Raw genomic sequence first — 22,067 nt, 5'->3', positions numbered from 1 at the left:
CAGCTTCGCCTTACCCGGCCCACATTTCGCAGGTGCGGCCTGATGCCCTCTCCCTGTGGGAGAGGGAACAAACACTAAAAACGGCAACTTTCGTTGCCGTTTTGCATTTATTTTGCTTCATCCGGCAGCGCATACGCGACGATATAGTCGCCCATCTTCGTGCCAAACGAACCGTGACCACCCGCAGAGATGACAACGTACTGCTTGCCATTCACTTCATAGGTCATCGGCGTTGCCTGTCCACCAGCCGGCAGACGGCCTTGCCACAGTTTCTCACCGTTGGTCATGTTGTACGCGCGCAGGTAGTTATCTGCGGTTGCCGCGATGAACAGCACGTTACCGGCGGTAGAGATTGGGCCTCCCAGCATTGGCATCCCCATATTGAACGGCACTGGAACCGGCATCGGGAACGGCATGCTGTCCTGTGGCGTACCAATACGTTTTTTCCAGACGATCTGGTTGGTTTTCAGATCCAGACCGGAGATATAACCCCAGGCAGGCTGTTTACATGGCAGACCGAACGGAGAGAGGAACGGGTTCAGCGTCACGCCATACGGCACGCCGTACTGTGGCTGAATGCCCGCTTCAGTACCGCTGCCTTTAGCATCTTTCGGCTGTTCCATTGGGTTGCCTGGACCACGCGGGATCAGACGTGAAACGAACGGCAGCGCCATTGGGTTGGCAATTGCGACCTGACGGTTCGGATCAACGGAAATACCGCCCCACTCGAACATCCCCAGGTTACCAGGGAAGACCAGCGTGCCCTGCTCGGAAGGCGGCGTGAAGATGCCTTCGTAGCGCAGTTGATGGAACATCACGCGGCAGACCAGCTGGTCAAACATAGTGGCACCCCACATGTCTGCACCGCTGAGGTCTTTCTTCGGACGGAAGCTCAGGTCAGAGAAGGGCTGCGTTTTGCTGACATAATCGCCTTTCGCTGCACCCTGCGGAACCGGTTTTTCCGGCGCAGGCACGACCAGCTTACCGTTGCTGCGATCCAGCACGAAGATGTTGCCGGTTTTCGCCGGAGCGTAAATCACCGGTACGGTTTTACCGTTAACGGTAATGTCCGCCAGCGTCGGCTGGGATGGCATATCCATATCCCACAGATCGTGGTGAACGGTCTGGTAGCTCCATGCCAGTTTACCGGTGGTCGCGTTCAGCGCCACGATAGCACTCGCGTAACGCTCATGCTCTGGTGTGCGGTTACCGCCCCAGATATCAGGCGTGGTGACGCCCATCGGCAGGTAGACCAGGTCCAGCTTCGCATCATAGGCAGCAGGAGCCCAGGAGTTTGGCGAGTTAAAGGTAAAGGTGTGTTCGTCCGATGGGATCGCGTTTGGTTCTTTCGCGCCCGGATCGAAGGCCCACAGCAGTTTACCGGTGTTCACGTCGAAGCCACGGATAACGCCTGAGGTTTCACGGGTGGAGAAGTTATCCGTTACCGAACCGGCAATCACGATGGTTTTATCGGTGATGATTGGCGGTGAGGTGGGTTCATACAGACCCGGCGTGGTGTCCGGCATGTTGGTCTGCAGGTTCAGGATACCTTTGTTGGCGAAGGTTTCGCACAGCTTGCCCGTTTCGGCGTTAATCGCGAACAGACGGCCATCGTTTACCGGCAGCATAATGCGGCGCGGACAGTCAGCAATGACTTCCGGGCTGGCATTGTCGGCACGCGCTTCGTGGTAAGAGACGCCACGGCAGGTCACGTGCTGGAACGACGGGTTGGAGTTCAGCTGTGGATCAAAGTGCCATTTCTCTTTACCTGTCGCAGCGTCAAGTGCGAACAGACGCTGGTGCGCTGTACACAGGTAAAGCATGTTGCCCACTTTAATCGGCGTGACTTCGTTGGTCAGTTCACCCGGATCGTTTGGCATCTTCAGGTCGCCGGTACGGAATACCCAGGCTTCTTTCAGATTTTTAACGTTATCCGCGTTGATCTGCTTCAGTGGAGAGTAGCGTTGGCCTTCCTGATTACGACCGTAGGCAGGCCAGTCGCCATCCGCGACCTGCGAGATAGCCGCAGCAGGTGTGGATTGTGCGTTCAGCGTACCGTTAATTTCCTGCGGGTCGTTAAAACCGGCCCAGGTCAGGATGCCGCCGCTGATCAGCAGCGCAACGACCAGACCCGCCACAGCGCCGCTGGAAGGCACAATCAGACGACGCCAGACGAACGGCAGGATCAGCCAGATACCGAAGAAGACCAGAATGTCACTGCGCGGCGTCAGTGCCCAGAAGTCGAAACCAACTTCCCAGACGCCCCAGATCATGGTGGCAAGGAGGAGTGCGGCATACAGCCACAGTGCGGATTGTTTTCTACGTAACAGCAGGATGGTTACGCCAACCATAACCAGACCCGCAATCGGGTAGTACCAGGAGCCGCCAATCGCGACCAGCCATACGCCACCGATTAACAAATACAGCGCGCAGAATGCGGCAAACGCGGCTGTTAATGTCACCAGTAGACGCGGCTGCTTAGTTTTTGTTTCAGCCATAGAAAAGTACTCGTCAGTTTTGTTAATTATTTGCTAGCAATTAATTATAGGTATTAACAAGTGTGATCGGAATCACAAATATTGCTTTTTATAACTCATACGCCAGGCTTATCCATTTGCTGGTATAATGGCTGGCTTGCGTATCGATGCCGGAAAAACACTCATCCGCATTGAGAGATTTTCATTAAAATCATATGGTTAGTAATATGAAACATACTGTTGAAGTGATGATCCCGGAAGCCGAGATCAAAGCGCGTATCGCCGAACTGGGTCGTCAAATCACCGAACATTACAAGGACAGCGGCAGCGAAATGGTGCTGGTGGGTCTGTTGCGTGGCTCTTTCATGTTCATGGCCGACCTGTGCCGTGAAGTGCAGGTGTCACATGAGGTCGATTTTATGACCGCCTCCAGCTACGGCAGCGGCATGTCCACAACCCGTGATGTGAAAATCCTGAAAGATCTGGATGAAGATATTCGTGGCAAAGATGTGTTGATCGTCGAGGACATCATCGACTCCGGCAACACGCTCTCTAAAGTGCGCGAGATCCTGAGCCTGCGTGAACCTAAATCGCTGGCGATTTGTACGCTGCTGGATAAACCTGAGCGCCGTGAAGTGCAGGTTCCGGTGGAGTTTGTCGGCTTCTCTATCCCGGACGAATTCGTTGTGGGCTACGGCATTGACTACGCGCAGCGTTATCGCCATCTGCCGTATGTCGGGAAAGTTGTGTTGCTGGACGAATAATTGTGGTTTGTTGCCCGGTGGCGCTACGCTTACCGGGCCTACGAATGGGCACATGTAGGCCGGGTAAGGCGCAGCCGCCACCCGGCTTTGTTTATTTATGGTTCACATGCTTGAGCTTGAGGTTAGCAATCCCCGAACGGTAACGCTGCTCCAGCGTTTCACGGTTGGTGGCGGTGACTTCCAGGTTGCGCAGCAGGCCATCATGAATGCCATATGCCCAGCCGTGAATCGACACTTTCTGCCCGCGTTTCCACGCGGATTGCATAATCGTGGAGTGTCCCAGGTTATAGACCTGCTCCATCACGTTCAGCTCACACAGCGTGTCGAGACGACGTTCCTGCGGCATTTCGCCCAACAGTGAGCTATGTTTGAACCAGATATCGCGGATGTGCAGCAGCCAGTTATCGATTAACCCCAGTTCCGTATTTTCGACCGCCGCCTGTACGCCGCCGCAGCCGTAGTGACCGCAAATGATGATGTGCTCGACTTCCAGCACGTCAACGGCGTACTGAACAACAGAAAGGCAGTTGAGATCCGTATGAATGACCAGGTTGGCAACGTTACGGTGAACAAACAGTTCACCCGGTTCGAGGCCGGTCAGGCGTTCTGCCGGTACGCGGCTGTCGGAACATCCAATCCATAGAAAGCGCGGATTCTGCGCTTGTGCCAGTTTCCCAAAAAAACCGGGATCTTCTTCCACCAGCATTTTTGACCATAGTGCATTGTTGCTGATGAGTGTATCTATGTCATTCATGGACGTTAACGACCTGTAACCGAGTAATTGCGTTGCGCTACTATAGGGTAACCCGACTTTTAATGAAACCACACAACGTGTGTCAGAACTATAGGTAAGTTTAATTCATGGCGATTGCACTTGAGCTTGAGCAGCTTAAAAAAACCTATCCGGGCGGCGTTCAGGCGCTGCGCGGGATAGATCTTAAGGTAGAGGCGGGAGATTTCTACGCGCTTCTGGGGCCGAATGGAGCAGGGAAATCTACCACTATCGGTATTATCAGTTCGCTGGTTAACAAGTCCTCTGGCCGGGTCAGCGTGTTTGGCTACGATCTGCAAAAAGATGTCGTGAACGCCAAACGCCAGCTGGGGCTGGTGCCGCAGGAGTTCAATTTCAACCCGTTTGAGACGGTGCAGCAGATCGTTGTCAACCAGGCGGGCTACTACGGCGTTGAGCGTAAAGAGGCGGTCGAACGCAGCGAGAAATACCTCAAACAGCTCGATCTGTGGGAAAAGCGTAACGAACGTGCGCGAATGCTCTCCGGTGGGATGAAACGCCGCCTGATGATTGCCCGTGCATTAATGCATGAGCCGAAGCTGCTGATCCTCGATGAGCCAACTGCGGGGGTGGATATCGAACTGCGTCGTTCCATGTGGGGCTTCCTGAAAGATCTCAACGACAAAGGCACCACCATTATCCTGACGACGCACTATCTCGAAGAAGCTGAGATGCTGTGCCGCAATATCGGCATCATTCAGCACGGTGAGCTGGTTGAAAACACCTCGATGAAAAATCTGCTCTCCAAGCTGAAGTCAGAAACGTTTATTCTCGACCTTGCCGCGAAAAGCCCGCTGCCGAAGCTGGAAGGGTATCAGTATCGCCTGGTTGATACATCGACGCTGGAAGTGGAAGTGCTGCGTGAACAGGGTATTAACAGCGTGTTTTCTCAGCTGAGCGCTCAGGGGATTCAGGTATTAAGTATGCGTAATAAAGCGAACCGACTGGAAGAGCTGTTTGTCTCTCTGGTGCATGATAAACAAGGAGACAAGGCATGACGCATCTTTACTGGGTCGCGCTGAAAAGCATCTGGGCGAAAGAAATTAACCGCTTTATGCGCATCTGGGTGCAGACCCTGGTGCCGCCGGTCATCACCATGACGCTCTATTTCATCATTTTCGGTAACCTGATTGGTTCTCGTATTGGTGAGATGCACGGCTTTACCTACATGCAGTTTATCGTGCCGGGCCTGATCATGATGGCGGTGATCACCAACGCTTACGCTAACGTGGCGTCGTCATTCTTTAGCGCCAAGTTCCAGCGCAACATTGAAGAACTGCTGGTGGCCCCGGTGCCGACACACGTGATCATTGCGGGTTACGTGGGCGGCGGCGTGGCGCGAGGCTTGTGCGTGGGCGTCCTGGTGACGGCCATTTCACTGTTCTTTGTGCCGTTCCAGGTGCACTCGTGGTTGTTTGTCGCGCTGACGCTGTTGCTGACGGCGGTGCTGTTCTCGCTGGCGGGCCTGTTGAATGCCGTATTTGCCAAAACGTTTGACGATATCAGCCTGATCCCCACCTTTGTGCTGACGCCGTTAACCTACCTCGGTGGGGTGTTTTATTCCCTGACGCTGCTGCCGCCGTTCTGGCAGGCACTGTCGCACCTGAACCCGATTGTATATATGATCAGCGGCTTCCGCTTTGGCTTCCTCGGCATTACCGATGTGCCGCTGTTTACCACGGTGGCGGTTCTGGTGGTGTTTATCGTCGCGTTTTATGCGCTGTGCTGGTATCTGATTCAGCGCGGGCGCGGGCTGCGCAGCTAATCTACCGCCCGGCAACATTCTGGTTGTCGGGCGCTTTTCTTTGATGATTATCACCGTAACCTGACCTTCACTCCGCTAAACTACTCGCCTGCTAAGGAGAGAGTGTATGCTGGGATGGGTAATCACCTGCCATGATGATGAGGCTCAGTCGATTCTCGAACGCCTGGAGATGAAATTTGGACCGCTGGCGCAATGCCAGGCGGTTAACTACTGGCGTGGGCTGAGCACCAATATGCTAAGCCGCATGATGTGCGACGCACTGCACCAGACAGACAGCGGTGATGGCGTCATCTTTCTTACCGATAAATCTGGCGCGGCACCTTATCGTTCAGCGGCGTTGTTAAGCCATAAGCACGAAAACTGTGAGGTGATTTCCGGCATCAATTACGCGTTGCTGGAAATGATGTACCCGCTTCGTGAAACCTTAAGTAGCGCCGATTTCCGTAATGCTATCGTTGATCAGCAAGTTCATGGTGTCAGTAGCCTGTGGCATCAGCAGCAGAAAAACCCACCGTTTGTCCTGCTTCATGATTTGTATAAGAATTAAACGTTGGTATTGATGTCGCTTTTGCTACAATGGCGACTGATTTCCCGTATCGATTTATATCCCATGTTCATTCGCGTTATTTTCCTTCTGTTGCTGCTCTCCGGTAGTGCTTCTGCCAGCCTGATGAGTCAGCAAGGCCTCCCTGCTCAATATATGCAAACCACCGAAGATGCAACCATCTGGGCGCAGGTGGGCAATAATGTGGTTAACGTGGGCAATGTGCGGGCCGGGCAGATCCTTGCGGTTGTGCCTGCCGCGGCAGATTACTACGAATTTCGCTTCGGTTTCGGTACTGGCTTTATCGATAAAGGCCACCTTGAGAAGGTGCAGGGAAAACAGCGTGTAGAAGATAGTCTGGGCGATCTGAACAAACCGTTGAGCAATCAAAACCTGATTACCTGGAAGGACACGCCGGTCTATAACGCCCCCAGCAGCGGAAGTGCACCGTTTGGCACATTGAGTTCTAACCTCCGTTACCCGATTCTGAATAAACTCAAAGACCGACTGAACCAGACCTGGTATCAAATCCGTATTGGTAATCGACTTGCCTGGATAAGCAGCCTGGATGCGCAGGAAGATAACGGTATTCCGGTCCTGACCTATCACCATATTTTACGCGATGAAGAGAACACCCGTTTTCGCCATACCTCGACCACAACCAGCGTGCGCGCGTTCAGTAACCAGATGACCTGGCTGCGCGATCAGGGTTACACCACCCTGACGATGTCCCAGCTGGAAGGATACGTGCGTAACAAAATGAATTTACCGGCGAAGTCCGTGGTGCTGACCTTTGATGATGGGCTGAAATCGGTAAGCCGCTACGCGTATCCTGTGCTGAAAGAATACGGCTTTCACGCCACGGCCTTTATTATCTCTTCTCGGATCAAAGGGTATTCACAAAAATGGGACCCAAAATCGCTGCAGTTTATGAGCGTTAAGGAGATTAAGAGTATCCAGGATGTGTTCGATATTCAGTCTCACACTCACTTCCTGCATCGTGTTGACGGCAACAAACATCCCATTTTATTAAGCCGTAGTTACCACGTGATCCTGTTTGATTTTGAACGTTCCCGGCGGGCGCTGGCACAGTTTAACCCGCATGTGCTGTATCTCTCTTATCCGTTCGGCGGATACGATACTAAAGCGGTGAAAGCGGCAAATGATGCCGGTTTTCATCTTGCGGTGACAACGGTGAAAGGAAAGGTGAAGCCTGGCGATAATCCGTTCTTACTGAAACGCTTGTACATCTTAAGAACGGATTCGCTGGAGAGGATGTCGCGGCTGATCAGTAATCAGCCGCAGGGGTGAATCAGAGATAATCAATCGTAAACGTGGCGATGGCTTTAAAATTACCTGCTTTGAGCGGGGTATTATTGTCTCTTTTCAAATAGGCCATAAAGGGGAGGTCGATACTTGAATTTGCTCCAACCTGATATTGCAGACCTACATAGATATAAGAGGGATCGTTAATAAACGGTTCGCCATGACCGGATGGGTTTGCCTCAAATACTTGCTCAATTATCACACCAACGCCAGCGGCAGCATCAGACGTTAAAGTATTTGTCATCATATCTCCGACGCCTGAAGTATATGATGTGTTGTTAGAGCTAACTTTATATTTAATCGCTGTGACGTTGCTGCAACCTTTTAACTGGAGATTGAAGCCTTGACGCGGATAAAATCCTTCTCGTATGGAGGAAAACATCATTTCGCCAAAATCGACATTGTTTGTGCCCCCATTAACGACCGTTGCCTGACAAGTTGCAGCGGCAATAGGCAAACTGAAGGTTGACGTTGTTACATTAAACCACCAGGGTTGGTTATCGGTACTTGTATGGCCACCAACGGACATACCACCTATTTTTTTAGATTCTTTCGGTGTAATCACCGTAGCGTATGAGGTGTTACCTATAAATTCGCTCGTTTGAATGAGCTTAATCTGCGCTTTCCAGCTATGATCTGGTTGACTGGCGTTTAATGGTAAGTTTGTCCATTGTCCATTACTATATTGAAAATAAGAGCCAACATTCTTATCACTATAAATTCTTACTGCGTAATAAATACCCGGAATATTTGTTGGCCACATCGCGCCGTCTACACCACCAATTGCATCATAAGTGATGTTGGACATCTGCTCCCCATCAGTACCAGCATCACAGTCAGACCACAATGCAGGAGAAAGGGTTGCCTCATAAGGGCCTCCTATTTCAACCCCCTCTTGTGGAAACTGGCCCGTAGGAACTGCATGAAAATAAACGGGCGAGCTGGCAAGTGTATTGACGATAGTGGATGTCCCACCTTCACCATCCTCCCCAAAATGGCATTCTCCCCATGCGTAGCCCTGCACAAGCAGCAACATGACAGTTGTACATATGGAGCCCGTCAAACGTCCTTTAAAATTCATAAGATTATCCTCCCTGTCTTATTTAGCGGTATGTCGCATTCACAACAACCCGGCTGGTCACTTTCCCTGATGCAACTGGGCCGGTATTTTGCAGGCGAGCATAAAATTGATATTCCTTCGCCCAGTCAGTAGCTCCTGCATCAAGCAATACACTGGAACTCCCATCGCTATTCAGAACGTTGGTATTCAATTCCTTTGAAAAAATGACTACGCCAGTATTGTCAGCGCCGCCTTCAGCAACCGCTGTTTCATTAATAAAAACCTGGCGTGAGCCGACAGGCCATTGCTGGCTCTGCGGTTGAAAGCTGAAATTCAGCTTGTTAATGGTACTGCCGGTCGAACAACTTTCTACTTTTACGGAAAATTCCGTACCCGCCGCGGCATCCGTGGGTTGCAGGCGTGAGCTACCATCACCATTATAAAACCAGCTCTTGCTTACAATCGGTAGATGCACTTTTCCGTCGCCTGGAATAGATATCTGGCAGGTATTTTCTACGATATTGGCATTGAGCGTAACATCCATGCCTGTCTCAACGGACAGGCATGGGGCAGACCAATACCAGCTTATAAGCCCGGCAAAGAACACTGTTCTTTTCAGGGCATTATTGTTTGATATTTTCGACATGGTGGCTCTGCCCCTGCTTATTATTATTGGTAAGTCACAACAAACGTAACAGGTGCGCTAACGTCACCGGTGGTTACATCAGCAATTGCTTTGTCCTGAGCGATCACGATACGCGCAGCCATATTGAAATTGGCTGTACCGCCGCTGATGGTGACGTTTTGTACGGGTTTAGTGTTACAGCTCATCAGTGTTCCTGAACCCGCAGTACCTTTCCATACTTCAAATGCTGTGGCATTTGATGCATCGAAAGAATCGCCCGTATGCGCGTCACCTGAGCACGTCCCGCCTGAACCTGCGGTTGCTTCTACGCTAGCGCTTCTTACACCAGCACAACCACTGAACGCGATTTTAAACGGCTCGCTGCGACTTTGTGCTATCAGGTCAGATTTGAATACGTCACCAAAAGCCAGGGTGCTAATAGGTTGACCGCCAGCATTCTGGAGCTGCGCGGTACAGGTTCCTGCTTCTACCGTTGTGGTAAAGGTTGCCTGTACGCTCGGGGTTCCCGTAATAGCGCTGGATGCGGATGCGGAAATAAGACCGGCAGAAACTGCCAGAGCAATGAGTGTGGATGTTTTCATGTTCATTGTTGCGTATCCTTCCGCTTACTGATATTCAAAGTTAAAAGTGGCAATTGCACTAAAATCACCGGTTGTAGCCGAGCCGCTTTTCGTTTCCACAAGGCGGGCAATCAACGCGACTTCCTGACTGGTAATTTCCTGACTGCTCCATACAAGGCGCTTATCGTCATCAGCCGAGTTAATCGTAAACGGCGCAGTTGGTGCAGATGCACGTGCGATGGAAACGCCCGTGTAATCAGCTTTACCCGTCGTTACTCCGTTTGTTATTGCGGTATCAAGGTAGCCGGACTTCGAACCAGAAATGGTTGTTTTCAATCCTGCCAGGCTGGCCGGGCATTCAATGATTTTCAGCTTGAATGTGGTAGAGGCGCTTTCAGAACCACTGGCAATGTCTGCCAGCGAAATTTTTCCGCCTGCACCAATAGGAATGATATTGGCCTTACCATCGCCTGTACCGCCTTCGATTTTCATGTCGCAGGTGGTTTCACGCAGGAGAGCGGTGAAAGTCACATCAAGGTTAGTACCCGCAGCAAAGGTCTGAGAACTTACCGCCAGAGCCAAAAAGGCAGCAAGACGCGTAAGTGACATTGTTTTCTTCATTAAAATAACTCCCTGTTAAAAAAGCATTACATCTGGCAAATCTGGTTGGTGAGCATGGTTGTCAGGCCAACTTTCTGTGCTGATGGTGTGATTTGATACGTCACGGTACAGGCACCATCGGCACCGCTACTCCAGACGATACGTAATTTTCCGCTCTCTCCGATCCCGCGCACATAGGCCTGACCTGCCTGACCTACGGAGCCGACAGACTGACCCTTTTCGTCGATGACATCGGCACCGAGTGGAATAAAGCTGTTATCTGAACGATGCAGATCGAGTAGCAGTGAGCGACCCTGATCGGTTTCGAAATCCACCCGCACGATCGCCCCGCTACGCGGTACAGTCACCGTACTGGTGCTTTTCACTTCAACGTCGGATTCCAGTTTGGAAATATCGATACCAACCGTATTCTCGCGGTATGCTGACAGATACGGCATGATGGCGTAGCCAGAGCTACCAATTACACCGTCGCCAACGCTTAACCTGGCACCTTTCGCGCCCGGAGCATTGACTAACGCCAGCGTATCGGTGTCGCCAATGCTGCCCGGCGACAGTGTGACACCGCCTGAATGCATCAACATTCCCCCGCTGTAGCTCAAGGAATACTGCTGGCTGTTATCGTCGGAAGCCGAAGCAGAAATACTCATCGGTCCGTATGGACTGTTATAGCTGCCATAGCCGCCAACCTGGTTAAGATCGCCGCTATCTGCGTGGCTGGTACTGGCGTTTACGCTATAGCTAAAGCGGTAATCATCGGTGTTACCGTTTGCACTGGTGTTGAACGCAGTGCTTTTTTTGAAGTCCGAGTTCATGCTCATATTGACGCTTGAGAATCCGCCCGGATGCTTCTTATGGCCCAGCAGGTTTTCCAGCGGGATACTCAGGTTCAGATATACGCTGTCATCTTTTTCACCGTATTCGTCATAGCTGCGTTGCAGCGAGACGCTATAGCTCCCCAGCCAGAATGAGTTGTTATAACCCACTGAATATTGGGAGGTTGAGCTGGACTCGGTCCAGTAGTCCTGCCAGCTTCCGGTGACGTACAACGAGCCATACTCATTTTGACCATCGGAGATCGGTTGGCTGACGTTAAGCTGGATCTGATTTTTCATACGCTGGAAATGGTTGTACACGTCTTCGCCGGTACGATCCGGGTTACGAGCACTATCGCGGTATTTGACGTCCTCCGCGAGTGAGGCAGCATCGTTCAGCGTCAGGTAATCTTCCGTTGAGAAACGATACGCCGCCACGTTAAACGAGGTATTCGTATTTTCAACGAGCTTACTCCAGGAAAGGCGATAGCTCTGACCAGTCAGATTACCTACGCCATCGACATCAGCATCGGAGTGCGTAATATCCAGCGCAAAGGCACCGAGCGGAGTATTCATGGCGATACCCGCCAGCCCGGAGAAATAGCCCGTGTCCATGTATTGCAGGCCGGTGTAACCTGTGAAGGTGTTATTCAGGCCATAATATCCAGTGGCGTAACCGAGGCGTGGCTTATCGCGCAGGCCATTGTCGTGGAGTTCACCCACGCCAATATCCCAGCGACTATAGCCTGGGCGAAGCATTTGGCTGACGGATGAGTAAGGGACGGAGAAGGTACGTATGCTCCCGTCTGATTCTTCAACCGTGACAACCAGATCGCTGCCGTAACCAGTGGTACTCAGATCGTTAATCTCGAAAGCGCCCGGTGGAACCGTGCTTTCATAGATTTTATTTCCGCTCTGCGTAACTGTAACTTTGGCGTTACTCTTGGCCACGCCGCGAATAGTTGGTGCATAGGTTGAAATACCACCAGGCAGCATACGGTCGTCGTTATACATGCGCATGCCACGCAGGCTTAACGAGTTGAAGGTATCGCCTCGGGTAAAGGAGTCACCTATCAGTAACTGCGCACGCAGCGGGGTAATGTCACGCTGAAGATAAATATCCTGGCTTGAGTAATCGGAACCGCTCTCCTGATCCCAGTTGAGTGTGCCGCGTGAACGCAACCGCCATGGCCCCATATTGAAACCATATTTTAGCCCAGCGTATGCCGTATCGCGTGCGCCATCCGTACTGTCTGAATGCCAGGCATTAAGATCGTAGGACAGTATACCGGCCGTAATTCCGTCTTCCCAAAGCGAAGGATCAACATAGCCATAAGGACGGCGCTCTACATAAATTTGTGGAACGGAGAGGCTTAATTCCTGCGTACCGGCATTGTAATCCCAGGAAGAACCTGCGAACGTCTGGCTGATATTGATACAAATTTCTTCACTTTCTTCAGCGGCCTCTTTGCTAATCGCTCCTTCTACCGCGTCTCTTTTGATACCAATTTGCATCAAAAACTTTGGCGTGAAGCAAGGCGCTGCTCGCGGCGTTCCGTTGTCTTTAAAGGTAAACTCTGTCAGCAGTTTCTTCTGACCATTCAGGATAATTTGCGTTTTAAAGGTGCCAGGAACGACCGGGTTCCCCTGAGAAAAGCGGCTAACGTCTATATTGGTTCCTGTATTAAACAGAAACTGATCGTTGAATTCGACCTCTTCACTACCAGAGGATGGCACAGCAGTTTTTTCAGCTGCTAAAGACGCAGTCTGAAGCGCTGCGCAAATGGCAATACAAAGAAATGAGCGGCGAAATAACATTGCTATCACTAATCCGTTAGCTGCTAATTATTAGAGAAAATTTATGGATTATCAGGCGTCTTAATTAACAGTCGCCTCATGTTTCTCCGAGCCTCCAAAATCATTAATGGAGGTATAAGTTAATTTTTTAACTTGCGCCGAGCCTGCGTTCTTCATTTCATAAGACTGGGTAGCAAACGGGGCGACAACATGCGGTTCTATTTCGATTGGCTTACCGCCTGCGCTGACCTCAATTTTGGCAACGGAAACGTAATAAGGTGAGTCGTTACGCGCGACAAGTGAGCTTGCCTGTTGCGACCATTTCAGTTGGGATGCTGCAGTAGACGCGTCGCCTTTCAGATTGTCAGGACGGAAAAACATTTTGATACGCGTACGGAATGCCAGTTGCAGCATGTTTTGGGCGTCGGCACCTTTGGTTTTAGGTGGAACCTCAAGTACGTTAAACCAGTACATTGTCTCTCTGTCCTGCGGCAGAGATTGTCCAAGCCAGGTTATACGAACGGTCTGCCCTTTGGCTGGATCGACGCGGGAGACAGGCGGTGTGACGATAAACGGTAATTTCAATTCTTGTGGGTTGGTTGAGTCACGACCATCATCAAGCCAGGTTTGCACCAGCAAAGGCTTATTACCACGGTTTTCCATCTTGACGGTGACATCTTTAGCTGACGCCGGATAGATAACGCGGGTGCCAGAAATAACGATATCCGCAAGAGCAGAATGAGAGACAGCAAAAGCCGCACTGAAAATAAGTGCGGTCATACACATTTTAAAAGGGCGCATAGTATTCATCCATTAAATAAAAATGCGCCCACCTCATCCGTGAGCGCATGGTAACAATGAGGCTATTATTCGTAGCTCATGGTGAAAGTAACGTTGCTGCTTACTTTACCGGCGGTTACATCGTTGGTGCCAGCCGCCCAGTTAGCGCTAGGAACGTATGCAACGCGGTAGGCCAGGGTGCCTTCACCAGCGGTCAGACCTGCCTTCTGGGTGTTGTTTTCTGGCTGACCGATCAGTACGCGATCGCTGTTAGCAGTGGTGTTGTTGTACAGCGCCAGGCTTACGTTGTCAGCGTGGCCAGCAACAGTTGGGTCAGCTTTCAGAGTGCCGTTAGACAGGTCAGCGAATTGCTGAGAAGTAAAGGTTGCAGATGCTTTAGTCAGGCTTTCCGGGCATTTGCTCAGGTGCAGTTCAAACTCTTTAGAACCTACGCCTGCATCAACGGTGGTACCTTCAACGTCTGCTTTTTTAACAACTGGCAGGGTTACGGTGACGTTGTTTGCGTCAACACCGTTGTTGGTAGTAATAATGCAAGTTGTATCAGTTACCGCACCGTCAAAAGTGATCAGACCAACGTCATCAGCCATTGCAGAGACAGAACCCATTGCCATTACAGCCACAGACGCAGCTAAAACAGTTTTCTTAAACATATAAAACATCCATTTATTAGAAAAGATTATTCAAAAATTGGTGCTTATAGATAAAGCGAAAGAAATATAATATTGTTTCTTTGTAACCAATAGTGAGAATTGCTTCAATGTGATTTGAGTGAATCTAAATTGACATGCTTAAGGTTTAAAAAACAAAACGTTACGATTGTTTCTTTAAATATGTATAGAGAGGGTTACACGTTCAGTTAATTCAAATAATATTAATCGTGATGAGTGATTTATTCATGATAAATATAATACCAAATGTTTCTGGAAATATAATTGCTCAGGTTATAATTATATGCAACTTATTTTTCCCTTAAAAAGGGGGCGGTAAGTGTTTGATATTTGCTTTTTTTGCGCCTGTTTCGAGATTGATCATACATTACGTGAATAAATGTGATAAAGAGTAATAAACAAAGAAAGGAAAATCTGAAGGGAAAGATGTACAGGGCATCACCCGCAAGGCAGGGCTGAACATATTGTTCAGCCCTGTAAATGACATTACGCTACCTGAACCGGAATCGCCTTCGCAGTGCGTTTCATGTCGTTATCACCGTCAAAGTAGGCGACTTTTGGCTGCCAGCGACGGGCTTCTTCGTCAGACATCATCACGAAGCTGGCGATAATGACGATATCGCCCACGTCCGCGCAATGCGCAGCAGCACCGTTGACGGAGATGATTTTTGAGCCGCGCTCGGCAGCGATCGCATAGGTGGAGAAGCGTTTACCATTGTTCACATTCCAGATATCAATGGCTTCGTTTTCAAGGATGCCCGCTGCATCAAGAAAATCCTGGTCAATTGCGCAGGAGCCTTCATAGTGCAGATCTGCCTGGGTCACTTTTACACGGTGAAGTTTACCTTGCAGCATTTTGCGAATCATTACGTTTACCTTTAATAATTTGAGGCTGAAAGCACTACGCCAGTTCAACCACTTTGTTGTCAATCAGACGCGCCTGGCCGAGCCAGGCCGCCACCAGAATCACCGCATGTTTGCTGCTGTCGGTGAGTTCGAGCAGCGTGTCGGCATCACGAATCTGAATATCGTCAGCGCGGAAGCCTTTATCGTTCAGCGCCTGCTCTGCCAGTGCGATAATCTCTTCTGCGGTCAACTCTTTCGCCAGGAGTTGCTCTGCCATTGTATTCATGACCTTGCTTAATCCCGGCGCGATTTTGCGCTGCTCGGCGGTCAGATAGCCATTACGGGAGCTGAGTGCCAGGCCATCTTTAGCCCGCACAATCGGCACACCGACGATCTCAATATCGTAGCCCATATCTGCCACCATCTTGCGGATCAGCGCCAGTTGCTGGAAATCTTTTTCGCCGAAGCAGGCGATATCCGGTTGCACCAGGTTGAACAGCTTGCTGACGATAGTCGAAACGCCACGGAAATGGCCGGGACGGCTGGCACCTTCCAGCATGGTCGAAATGCCCGGCACATCAACGTAGGTCGCTTCTTCGGTGCCCTGTGGGTACACATCCGCCGGAGCCGGAGAGAAGACAATGTCCGTGTGGCGTTTTTTGAGCTTTTCGCAATCTTCCTGCAGCGTGCGTGGGTAGCGCGCCAGGTCATCAGCGCGGTCGAACTGCATCGGATTAACGAAAATACTGACCACCACGATATCTGCACGTGCCCTTGCCTCATCGACAAGTTTCATATGGCCGTCATGCAGATTGCCCATGGTCGGGACAAGGGCAATACGTTTCCCTTCCTGACGAGCACGACGGATATGCTGGCGCAGCAGCGGCAGGGTTTCTATGATTAGCACACCTTGACTCCTTAATGGAAACTGTGTTCTTCGCCCGGATATACGCCGGACTCAACCTCGGCAATATACTGCCGCACAGCAGCGCGCATGTCGCCTGCTTCTGTCAGGAAATTTTTGGCAAATTTCGGGATGTGTCCGCCGGTAATGCCGAAGGCATCGTGCATCACCAGGATTTGCCCATCGGTGACATTGCCTGCGCCAATTCCGATAACCGGAATAGAGAGCGCTTCGGTAATGCGTTTCGCCAGCTCAACCGGGACGCACTCAAGCACCAGAAGCTGTGCGCCTGCGGCTTCCAGCGCCACGGCGTCATCAAACAGCGTTTGCGCGGCATCGCCACGGCCCTGCACCTTGTAGCCGCCAAAGATATTAACGGACTGCGGCGTTAACCCTAAGTGCCCACAGACCGGCACAGCGCGCTCGGTGAGCATTTTTACCGTATCAACAAGCCATGCACCGCCTTCGATTTTGACCATGTTGGCACCGGCGCGCATGACGACTGCCGCGTTTTCAAAGGCCTGCTCCGGAGTGGCATAGGCCATAAATGGCAGGTCGGAAAGTAACAGACAGGCAGGCGCACCGCGACGTACAGCGCGCGCGTGGTAAGCAATATCGTCGACCGTGACTGGCAGGGTGGAATCATGTCCTTGTACCGTCATCCCTAACGAATCCCCGACCAGCATGACGTTGATACCCTCTTCGGCAAACAGTCTGGCGAAGCTGTAATCATACGCAGTGATGGTGGCGAAGCGTCTCTTTTCCTGTTTGCATTTCTGCAGTAAGGAGATGGTGGTTGGTTTCATACTGTTTCCTGATAGCCCAAAAGCGAATCTTTGCGCATTCTATCAGTAACATTCGGGGGAACAATGATTTTAGGCAATCGATTAACCACAAAATGTTAATGGTTAACCGACGGAATGAGGGGATTACCAGCGGGCCGGTTTTTCGGCGTTAAGGTTTTCCAGAACGGCCTGCAATGACATACCGTCAGGGAAGGTAAGGTCGGGGGCAATTTCAAACAGTGGCCAAAGCATAAATCCACGATTTTTCATGTCGTAATGAGGAACCGTAAGACGCTCAGTATGAATCACGTTGTTGCCAAACAGCATGATATCGAGGTCGAGCGTTCGCGGTCCCCAGCGCTCGGCTTTGCGCACACGGCCCTGCTGCAGTTCAATACGCTGGGTATTATCCAGCAGCGTGTCGGCATCCAGAGCGGTTTCCAGCACAACCGCCGCGTTCAGATAGTCAGGTTGATCCTGCGGCCCCAGCGGCGGCGTGCGGTAGAAAGAGGACACTGCCACGATCTGGCTCTGTGGGATCTCCCCCAGCGCGTGAACGGCAGCGTTAACCTGCTCCAGCGGAGAGGCCAGATTGCTGCCGATGGCGATATAAGCGAGGGTCATGCCGTGCCTTCGCGACGCGGTGCGCGCTTGCGCGGGCGACGGTGACGACGGCGCGGTGCCGGTTCATCATCCAGATCGGTGAGCATATCTTTCTGTTCTGGCGGTGCGGAAACCTGGAACTCGCCCCACCATTGTGCCAGACGTTGCAGTTCCTGATTTTTTTCAATTTCAGCCCGCAGAGACAGCAGATCGAACGCGGCGCGGAATTTTGGATGCTCCATCAGCTTCCAGGCACGTTTGCCCTGACGGCGAGACATGCGCAGCTGAAGCTGCCAGATATCACGCACCAGCGTCGTGATGCGTTTCGGGATGGCCAGCGTACGGCAGCCTTCGTCCAGCACATCGTTTGCGGCCAGTGCGAAGGCATCGTAATAAGCGAGACCGCTTTCCTGGGTGATCCGCTGGGCGGTTTCCAGCAATGGATACCAGAACATCGCCGAGAACAGGAACGCCGGGTTCACGCGCATATCGTTGTGGATACGGGTGTCAGTATTTTTCAGCACCTGCGCAATCATGCGCTCCATCGGGCTGTCGCCGTTTTCGGTGAAATAGCGGGTAATTGTCGGGAACAGCGGCTGGAACAGATTATATTCGCGCAGCAGGTTATAGGTCTCAAACCCGTAACCGGCCTGGAGTAGCTTCAGGGACTCTTCAAACAGACGTGCAGGTGGCACGTCGTTAATCAGCGTTGCCAGGCGTGGAATTGGCTCGGCAGTTTCCGGGCTGATGCGCATATTCAGCTTGGCGGCGAAACGCACGGCGCGCAGCATGCGCACCGGATCTTCGCGATAACGCGTTTCCGGCGTACCGATCAGGCGAATCAGGCCCTCTTTCAGATCCTGCATACCGCCGACGTAATCGCGCACGGTGAAATCCGCCACGCTGTAGTAAAGGCTGTTGATGGTGAAATCGCGACGCTGGGCATCTTCTTCGATTGAACCGAAGATATTGTCACGCAGCAGCATGCCATTCTGACCGCGCTGGGACGTGGTACGATCGGCAATCCCCGCTTCGTGGTGACCACGGAACGTCGCCACTTCGATAATTTCTGGCCCAAACATCACGTGCGCAAGGCGGAAACGGCGGCCAACCAGGCGGCAGTTACGGAATAATTTGCGCACCTGCTCAGGCGTGGCGCTGGTCGTCACGTCGAAATCTTTTGGTTTTTTGCCCAGCAGTAAATCACGAACCCCGCCACCGACGAGGTAGGCCTCGTAGCCTGCTTTATTCAGACGATAGAGCACCTTGAGGGCATTTTCACTGATATCTTTGCGGGAAATATTGTGCTGCTCACGCGGAATAACCGACATGCGGTTTTGCGCAATAGCGTCGTTCGCCATGCTCTCTTCGCGGCTAAGCACTTTACGGCAAAAATTAGCGACTCGGGTAAAAATAGTACACCTCGTAGTGTGTTTTGTTATCAAAAAAGCGGCTAATCATAGCTCAGCGCAACGCATTTGAGAATGCTGGATTTTTGGCACGTCTTTTAGGGCCCAGTTGGCCGTCGCCATTTTCAGCAATTCATCAACAGAGAGATCCTGCCATTCATTCGTTACATTCTGGTTGAGAAATCGCAGCGCGTCGATTAATACAGGCCGTGGATCGCCCTCAGGCAGGGCAGGGGCGTGATTCTGCTTCGACAGTTTATTGCCCTGCTCGTTGACCGCCAGCGGCAGATGAATGTAATCCGGTGCCGTCCAGCCAAACTGGTGGTAGAGCGATATTTGCCGCACGGTAGGTTCAACCAGATCCGCTCCGCGCACAATTTCCGTCACCCCCTGGAAATGGTCATCCACGACCACCGCCAGATTGTAAGCAAACAGGCCGTCGCGACGATGGATAATAAAATCCTCCCGCGCCAGGCGTTCATCCGCCTGAATCTCACCGGTCAGCAAATCATTAAAATGGGTGACGGGAGCGCGCTGTATTATACGCACGGCCGCATTTTCAGGGCCATTTTTAAGCGTGCGGCAATGACCATCATAAACGCCACCCACGCTCTGAATACGTGCGCGGGAGCAGGTGCAGTAGTAAGACAATCCTTGCTTATAGAGCCACGCCAGACGTTCCCGGTAGGCGTCATGACGCTGAGACTGCCAAAGCACGTCACCGTCCCAGTGAAGACCGTAATGTTCCAGTTGACGCAGGATGGTTTCTGCTGCACCGGGAACTTCACGGGGGGGATCAATATCTTCAATACGCACAAGCCATTTTCCCTGGCGGGCGCGAGCCTGCAGGTAGCTGCCGAGCGCGGCAATTAACGAGCCGAAGTGTAATTCACCGGAAGGAGATGGCGCGAAGCGCCCGATATAGTGTGATTCAGACATATCAACAGTAACAAGGCGGGAGGAACTCCCGCCTTTGTAGTGTGTTTAGAAGGCTGGAATTAACCAGCCATCTGTTTTTCGCGAATTTCTGCCAGCGTCTTACAGTCGATGCACAGGTCGGCGGTTGGACGCGCTTCCAGGCGACGAATGCCGATTTCAACACCGCAGGATTCGCAGTAGCCAAAATCTTCGTCCTCAACCTTTTTCAGCGTTTTTTCGATCTTTTTGATCAGTTTGCGTTCGCGGTCACGGTTACGCAGTTCAAGGCTGAACTCTTCTTCCTGAGCGGCACGATCCACCGGGTCCGGGAAGTTGGCAGCTTCATCCTGCATATGTGTAACGGTGCGATCGACTTCATCCCTGAGTTGATTACGCCATGCTTCAAGAATACGCTTGAAGTGCGACAGCTGGGCTTCGTTCATATACTCTTCGCCCGGCTTCTCTTGATACGGCTCCACCCCAGCGATGGCGAGAATACTCAGGGACGATGTTTTACGGTTTTGCCCTTCTTGCATGTTGCTTCTCCTTAACACGCACTATCGATCCCCGTGTTGGGGGAAAAATCAGGTCGCTATAAATAGCAGATGCTTTTCCGTATGGCAATTATCTAAACATAACACTTGACAAGCCTGTGAGGGAAAGCGTATTTGCGCACGCGGCCAGAACACTTAATAGTCAATCGTCTACTCCCTTATAAGACAATGGGAAGAGAGGATCTCAGAGTCATATTATCGGCAGAAAGTTCCGCTTTATAAGCGAAAACCTCTACCCCCTGCTTTTGTGCCTCATTCAACAATTGCGCGTATTTAGGATCAATATGGCGGGCGGGAGAGAAACGTTCAATGGCTGAATGCAAAACCGCAAACAGCAAAACGGCGCGTTTGCCCGCCGCCGCTACACTCATTAGCTCTCGCAGATGCTTCTGGCCACGTAGCGTTACCGCATCCGGAAAGAAGCCGTTTTCCTGTTCCGCTAACGTCACTGATTTGACTTCAATATAGCACTCAGGACGGTCTTCCGCCTGTAACATAAAGTCAATTCTGCTGCCTTCATCGCCATATTTCACTTCACTTTTTTGCGTACCATAACCTACCAGTTCGGGAAGCGTGCCATTCGTAAGCGCCTCTTTAACGAGTTGATTTGCGCGCAATGTATTCACACAAATAAATGCCCCTTGTTGGGTCTGCGTCATTTCCCAGGTATGGGGATATTTGCGTTTAGTATTTTCTGATGTGGAATACCAGACCGTGTCACCGGGAGTGGCGCAGCCGGTCATCGCGCCAGTATTCGGGCAGTGCAGGGTTAAGTGCACACCTTCTGGCGTGACCACATCAGCAAGGAAGCGCTTATAGCGCTGGATCAGCGTGGCGTGCTGTAAAGCGGGACTAAACTTCATCAGAGTTCCTTAGGGTGTCGCCCAGCGTCCAGCGCTGTAGCGGCGTGTATCGGGTGCGTCCTTGTGCAAAGACAGATTCGTAAAGCGCGAAGTCCTTCACCGGAAAGGTCCAGTGAAAGCCAGGCGGTGGAATGGCAACGGCCTGACCCGCATCGCGCAGCAGGGTGATATGAGGATGAAACGGCTGTGGGCTTTGGTAGCAGCCGCTGCGGGCCGCCTGCGCGCGGAGCATACTGGCGAGCTGTAATAACCCGCGGGGCGGCTGGCGCGTCCCCAGCCAGACCACGCGGGAGCGCAGCCACTGTCCGGCATCATCAAGCTGCAGCGTAAATTCAGGCTGGGAAATACGTCCGGCCAGTGCGGCTAAGGCGCGCTGTTTTTCGGCAGTTACATCGCCCAGAAAGGCCAGCGTCAGATGCAGATTCGCGGCGACGACAGGGCGGCCCGCTTCCGGCGGGAAGTGTTCAGCGCGCCAGCGGACGATTTGTCGCTGAAGGGGGGCGGGCAGTTCAATGGCAAAAAACAGTCGTTTCGACTCAGACATACGGAGGACT

The 22,067-nt window shown here is 51.7% G+C and carries 23 protein-coding genes; 5 read left to right on the top strand and 18 right to left on the bottom strand.

From position 1 onward, the window contains the following. Positions 1 to 107 precede the first annotated feature (107 nt). Complete coding sequence (locus ABGB15_RS17450) at positions 108 to 2,498, bottom strand: glucose/quinate/shikimate family membrane-bound PQQ-dependent dehydrogenase (protein ID WP_215723299.1); 2,391 nt, start codon at positions 2,496 to 2,498, stop codon at positions 108 to 110. Positions 2,499 to 2,704: 206 nt separating this feature from the next. Between ABGB15_RS17450 and hpt the strand changes: the two genes are divergently transcribed. Beyond that, on the top strand, positions 2,705 to 3,241 hold the full coding sequence (gene hpt, locus ABGB15_RS17445) for a hypoxanthine phosphoribosyltransferase (protein WP_152083479.1): 537 nt from the start codon (positions 2,705 to 2,707) through the stop codon (positions 3,239 to 3,241). A 91-nt stretch (positions 3,242 to 3,332) separates the two neighbouring features. Here hpt and can read toward each other — a convergent pair whose 3' ends face one another. Further along, complete coding sequence (gene can / locus ABGB15_RS17440) at positions 3,333 to 3,995, bottom strand: carbonate dehydratase (RefSeq protein ID WP_003856301.1); 663 nt, start codon at positions 3,993 to 3,995, stop codon at positions 3,333 to 3,335. 107 nt (positions 3,996 to 4,102) lie between these two features. On the opposite strand from can, the gene ABGB15_RS17435 reads away from it, so the two are divergent. The 4 genes from ABGB15_RS17435 (at position 4,103) to ABGB15_RS17420 (ending at position 7,651) form a co-directional block, all read left to right on the top strand. Further along, positions 4,103 to 5,029 carry an ABC transporter ATP-binding protein gene (locus tag ABGB15_RS17435; RefSeq protein ID WP_152083480.1) on the top strand — a complete coding sequence of 309 codons (927 nt, stop codon included), beginning with the start codon at positions 4,103 to 4,105 and terminating at the stop codon, positions 5,027 to 5,029. After that, the gene (locus tag ABGB15_RS17430; RefSeq protein ID WP_152083481.1) at positions 5,026 to 5,796 is read left to right on the top strand and encodes an ABC transporter permease; all 771 of its coding nucleotides are present in this window, start codon (positions 5,026 to 5,028) and stop codon (positions 5,794 to 5,796) included. Before ABGB15_RS17435 ends, ABGB15_RS17430 begins: the two co-directional genes overlap by 4 nt. A gap of 106 nt (positions 5,797 to 5,902) precedes the next feature. Continuing rightward, complete coding sequence (locus ABGB15_RS17425) at positions 5,903 to 6,343, top strand: PTS sugar transporter subunit IIA (RefSeq protein WP_152083482.1); 441 nt, start codon at positions 5,903 to 5,905, stop codon at positions 6,341 to 6,343. Positions 6,344 to 6,406: 63 nt separating this feature from the next. Beyond that, positions 6,407 to 7,651 carry a polysaccharide deacetylase family protein gene (locus ABGB15_RS17420; protein ID WP_215723363.1) on the top strand — a complete coding sequence of 415 codons (1,245 nt, stop codon included), beginning with the start codon at positions 6,407 to 6,409 and terminating at the stop codon, positions 7,649 to 7,651. A gap of 1 nt (position 7,652) precedes the next feature. Here ABGB15_RS17420 and ABGB15_RS17415 read toward each other — a convergent pair whose 3' ends face one another. The 16 genes from ABGB15_RS17415 to thpR all read right to left on the bottom strand — a co-directional run bounded on the left by ABGB15_RS17415 (position 7,653) and on the right by thpR (position 22,057). Beyond that, complete coding sequence (locus ABGB15_RS17415; RefSeq protein ID WP_215723298.1) at positions 7,653 to 8,747, bottom strand: fimbrial protein; 1,095 nt, start codon at positions 8,745 to 8,747, stop codon at positions 7,653 to 7,655. A gap of 22 nt (positions 8,748 to 8,769) precedes the next feature. Continuing rightward, positions 8,770 to 9,372, bottom strand: coding sequence for a fimbrial-like protein (locus ABGB15_RS17410; RefSeq protein ID WP_215723297.1), 603 nt, complete (start codon positions 9,370 to 9,372; stop codon positions 8,770 to 8,772). Positions 9,373 to 9,395: 23 nt separating this feature from the next. Then, positions 9,396 to 9,959, bottom strand: coding sequence for a fimbrial protein (locus tag ABGB15_RS17405; protein ID WP_215723296.1), 564 nt, complete (start codon positions 9,957 to 9,959; stop codon positions 9,396 to 9,398). Positions 9,960 to 9,977: 18 nt separating this feature from the next. Next, the gene (locus ABGB15_RS17400) at positions 9,978 to 10,553 is read right to left on the bottom strand and encodes a fimbrial protein (RefSeq protein ID WP_152083486.1); all 576 of its coding nucleotides are present in this window, start codon (positions 10,551 to 10,553) and stop codon (positions 9,978 to 9,980) included. Positions 10,554 to 10,579: 26 nt separating this feature from the next. Continuing rightward, positions 10,580 to 13,183 carry an outer membrane usher protein gene (locus ABGB15_RS17395; RefSeq protein WP_215723295.1) on the bottom strand — a complete coding sequence of 868 codons (2,604 nt, stop codon included), beginning with the start codon at positions 13,181 to 13,183 and terminating at the stop codon, positions 10,580 to 10,582. Positions 13,184 to 13,243: 60 nt separating this feature from the next. Then, positions 13,244 to 13,963 carry a fimbrial chaperone gene (locus ABGB15_RS17390; RefSeq protein ID WP_152083488.1) on the bottom strand — a complete coding sequence of 240 codons (720 nt, stop codon included), beginning with the start codon at positions 13,961 to 13,963 and terminating at the stop codon, positions 13,244 to 13,246. Between the two features lie 65 nt (positions 13,964 to 14,028). Then, entirely contained in the window at positions 14,029 to 14,613 is a 585-nt protein-coding gene (locus ABGB15_RS17385) for a fimbrial protein (RefSeq protein ID WP_152083489.1), read from the bottom strand. 504 nt (positions 14,614 to 15,117) lie between these two features. Beyond that, positions 15,118 to 15,498: an aspartate 1-decarboxylase gene (panD, locus tag ABGB15_RS17380; RefSeq protein WP_023334546.1), complete on the bottom strand. Its 381-nt coding sequence runs from the start codon at positions 15,496 to 15,498 to the stop codon at positions 15,118 to 15,120. Between the two features lie 34 nt (positions 15,499 to 15,532). Further along, complete coding sequence (gene panC / locus ABGB15_RS17375; RefSeq protein WP_215723294.1) at positions 15,533 to 16,384, bottom strand: pantoate--beta-alanine ligase; 852 nt, start codon at positions 16,382 to 16,384, stop codon at positions 15,533 to 15,535. An 11-nt stretch (positions 16,385 to 16,395) separates the two neighbouring features. Beyond that, positions 16,396 to 17,187 (bottom strand): 3-methyl-2-oxobutanoate hydroxymethyltransferase, encoded by a 792-nt coding sequence (panB, locus tag ABGB15_RS17370; protein ID WP_215723293.1) that lies wholly within the window; start codon positions 17,185 to 17,187, stop codon positions 16,396 to 16,398. A 123-nt stretch (positions 17,188 to 17,310) separates the two neighbouring features. Beyond that, complete coding sequence (gene folK / locus ABGB15_RS17365) at positions 17,311 to 17,790, bottom strand: 2-amino-4-hydroxy-6-hydroxymethyldihydropteridine diphosphokinase (RefSeq protein ID WP_152083492.1); 480 nt, start codon at positions 17,788 to 17,790, stop codon at positions 17,311 to 17,313. Next, positions 17,787 to 19,184 carry a polynucleotide adenylyltransferase PcnB gene (gene pcnB, locus ABGB15_RS17360; RefSeq protein WP_215723362.1) on the bottom strand — a complete coding sequence of 466 codons (1,398 nt, stop codon included), beginning with the start codon at positions 19,182 to 19,184 and terminating at the stop codon, positions 17,787 to 17,789. Before pcnB ends, folK begins: the two co-directional genes overlap by 4 nt. Before the next feature lie 42 nt (positions 19,185 to 19,226). Further along, positions 19,227 to 20,117, bottom strand: a complete 891-nt coding sequence (gluQRS, locus tag ABGB15_RS17355; RefSeq protein ID WP_215723292.1) for a tRNA glutamyl-Q(34) synthetase GluQRS — start codon at positions 20,115 to 20,117, stop codon at positions 19,227 to 19,229. Between the two features lie 59 nt (positions 20,118 to 20,176). Beyond that, positions 20,177 to 20,632, bottom strand: coding sequence for an RNA polymerase-binding protein DksA (gene dksA / locus ABGB15_RS17350; protein ID WP_001155232.1), 456 nt, complete (start codon positions 20,630 to 20,632; stop codon positions 20,177 to 20,179). Between the two features lie 176 nt (positions 20,633 to 20,808). After that, complete coding sequence (gene sfsA / locus ABGB15_RS17345; protein ID WP_152083494.1) at positions 20,809 to 21,513, bottom strand: DNA/RNA nuclease SfsA; 705 nt, start codon at positions 21,511 to 21,513, stop codon at positions 20,809 to 20,811. Further along, positions 21,503 to 22,057: an RNA 2',3'-cyclic phosphodiesterase gene (gene thpR, locus ABGB15_RS17340; RefSeq protein ID WP_215723291.1), complete on the bottom strand. Its 555-nt coding sequence runs from the start codon at positions 22,055 to 22,057 to the stop codon at positions 21,503 to 21,505. Before thpR ends, sfsA begins: the two co-directional genes overlap by 11 nt. Positions 22,058 to 22,067 lie beyond the last annotated feature (10 nt).

This window comes from Enterobacter sp. MALB-1 (assembly GCF_041021625.1).
In the GTDB taxonomy this organism is placed as follows: domain Bacteria; phylum Pseudomonadota; class Gammaproteobacteria; order Enterobacterales; family Enterobacteriaceae; genus Enterobacter; species Enterobacter oligotrophicus.
Note: the sequence above shows the minus strand (reverse complement) of the source record. Positions and strands in the feature narration are given on the sequence as shown.

What these genes read in the sequence shown, in the direction of transcription:
- ABGB15_RS17450 (WP_215723299.1), bottom strand. Translation starts at nt 2,498, where the DNA reads ATGGCTGAAACAAAAACTAAGCAGCCGCGTCTACTGGTGACATTAACA.
- hpt (WP_152083479.1), top strand. Translation starts at nt 2,705, where the DNA reads ATGAAACATACTGTTGAAGTGATGATCCCGGAAGCCGAGATCAAAGCG.
- can (WP_003856301.1), bottom strand. Translation starts at nt 3,995, where the DNA reads ATGAATGACATAGATACACTCATCAGCAACAATGCACTATGGTCAAAA.
- ABGB15_RS17435 (WP_152083480.1), top strand. Translation starts at nt 4,103, where the DNA reads ATGGCGATTGCACTTGAGCTTGAGCAGCTTAAAAAAACCTATCCGGGC.
- ABGB15_RS17430 (WP_152083481.1), top strand. Translation starts at nt 5,026, where the DNA reads ATGACGCATCTTTACTGGGTCGCGCTGAAAAGCATCTGGGCGAAAGAA.
- ABGB15_RS17425 (WP_152083482.1), top strand. Translation starts at nt 5,903, where the DNA reads ATGCTGGGATGGGTAATCACCTGCCATGATGATGAGGCTCAGTCGATT.
- ABGB15_RS17420 (WP_215723363.1), top strand. Translation starts at nt 6,407, where the DNA reads ATGTTCATTCGCGTTATTTTCCTTCTGTTGCTGCTCTCCGGTAGTGCT.
- ABGB15_RS17415 (WP_215723298.1), bottom strand. Translation starts at nt 8,747, where the DNA reads ATGAATTTTAAAGGACGTTTGACGGGCTCCATATGTACAACTGTCATG.
- ABGB15_RS17410 (WP_215723297.1), bottom strand. Translation starts at nt 9,372, where the DNA reads ATGTCGAAAATATCAAACAATAATGCCCTGAAAAGAACAGTGTTCTTT.
- ABGB15_RS17405 (WP_215723296.1), bottom strand. Translation starts at nt 9,959, where the DNA reads ATGAACATGAAAACATCCACACTCATTGCTCTGGCAGTTTCTGCCGGT.
- ABGB15_RS17400 (WP_152083486.1), bottom strand. Translation starts at nt 10,553, where the DNA reads ATGAAGAAAACAATGTCACTTACGCGTCTTGCTGCCTTTTTGGCTCTG.
- ABGB15_RS17395 (WP_215723295.1), bottom strand. Translation starts at nt 13,183, where the DNA reads ATGTTATTTCGCCGCTCATTTCTTTGTATTGCCATTTGCGCAGCGCTT.
- ABGB15_RS17390 (WP_152083488.1), bottom strand. Translation starts at nt 13,963, where the DNA reads ATGCGCCCTTTTAAAATGTGTATGACCGCACTTATTTTCAGTGCGGCT.
- ABGB15_RS17385 (WP_152083489.1), bottom strand. Translation starts at nt 14,613, where the DNA reads ATGTTTAAGAAAACTGTTTTAGCTGCGTCTGTGGCTGTAATGGCAATG.
- panD (WP_023334546.1), bottom strand. Translation starts at nt 15,498, where the DNA reads ATGATTCGCAAAATGCTGCAAGGTAAACTTCACCGTGTAAAAGTGACC.
- panB (WP_215723293.1), bottom strand. Translation starts at nt 17,187, where the DNA reads ATGAAACCAACCACCATCTCCTTACTGCAGAAATGCAAACAGGAAAAG.
- folK (WP_152083492.1), bottom strand. Translation starts at nt 17,790, where the DNA reads ATGACCCTCGCTTATATCGCCATCGGCAGCAATCTGGCCTCTCCGCTG.
- gluQRS (WP_215723292.1), bottom strand. Translation starts at nt 20,117, where the DNA reads ATGTCTGAATCACACTATATCGGGCGCTTCGCGCCATCTCCTTCCGGT.
- dksA (WP_001155232.1), bottom strand. Translation starts at nt 20,632, where the DNA reads ATGCAAGAAGGGCAAAACCGTAAAACATCGTCCCTGAGTATTCTCGCC.
- sfsA (WP_152083494.1), bottom strand. Translation starts at nt 21,513, where the DNA reads ATGAAGTTTAGTCCCGCTTTACAGCACGCCACGCTGATCCAGCGCTAT.
- thpR (WP_215723291.1), bottom strand. Translation starts at nt 22,057, where the DNA reads ATGTCTGAGTCGAAACGACTGTTTTTTGCCATTGAACTGCCCGCCCCC.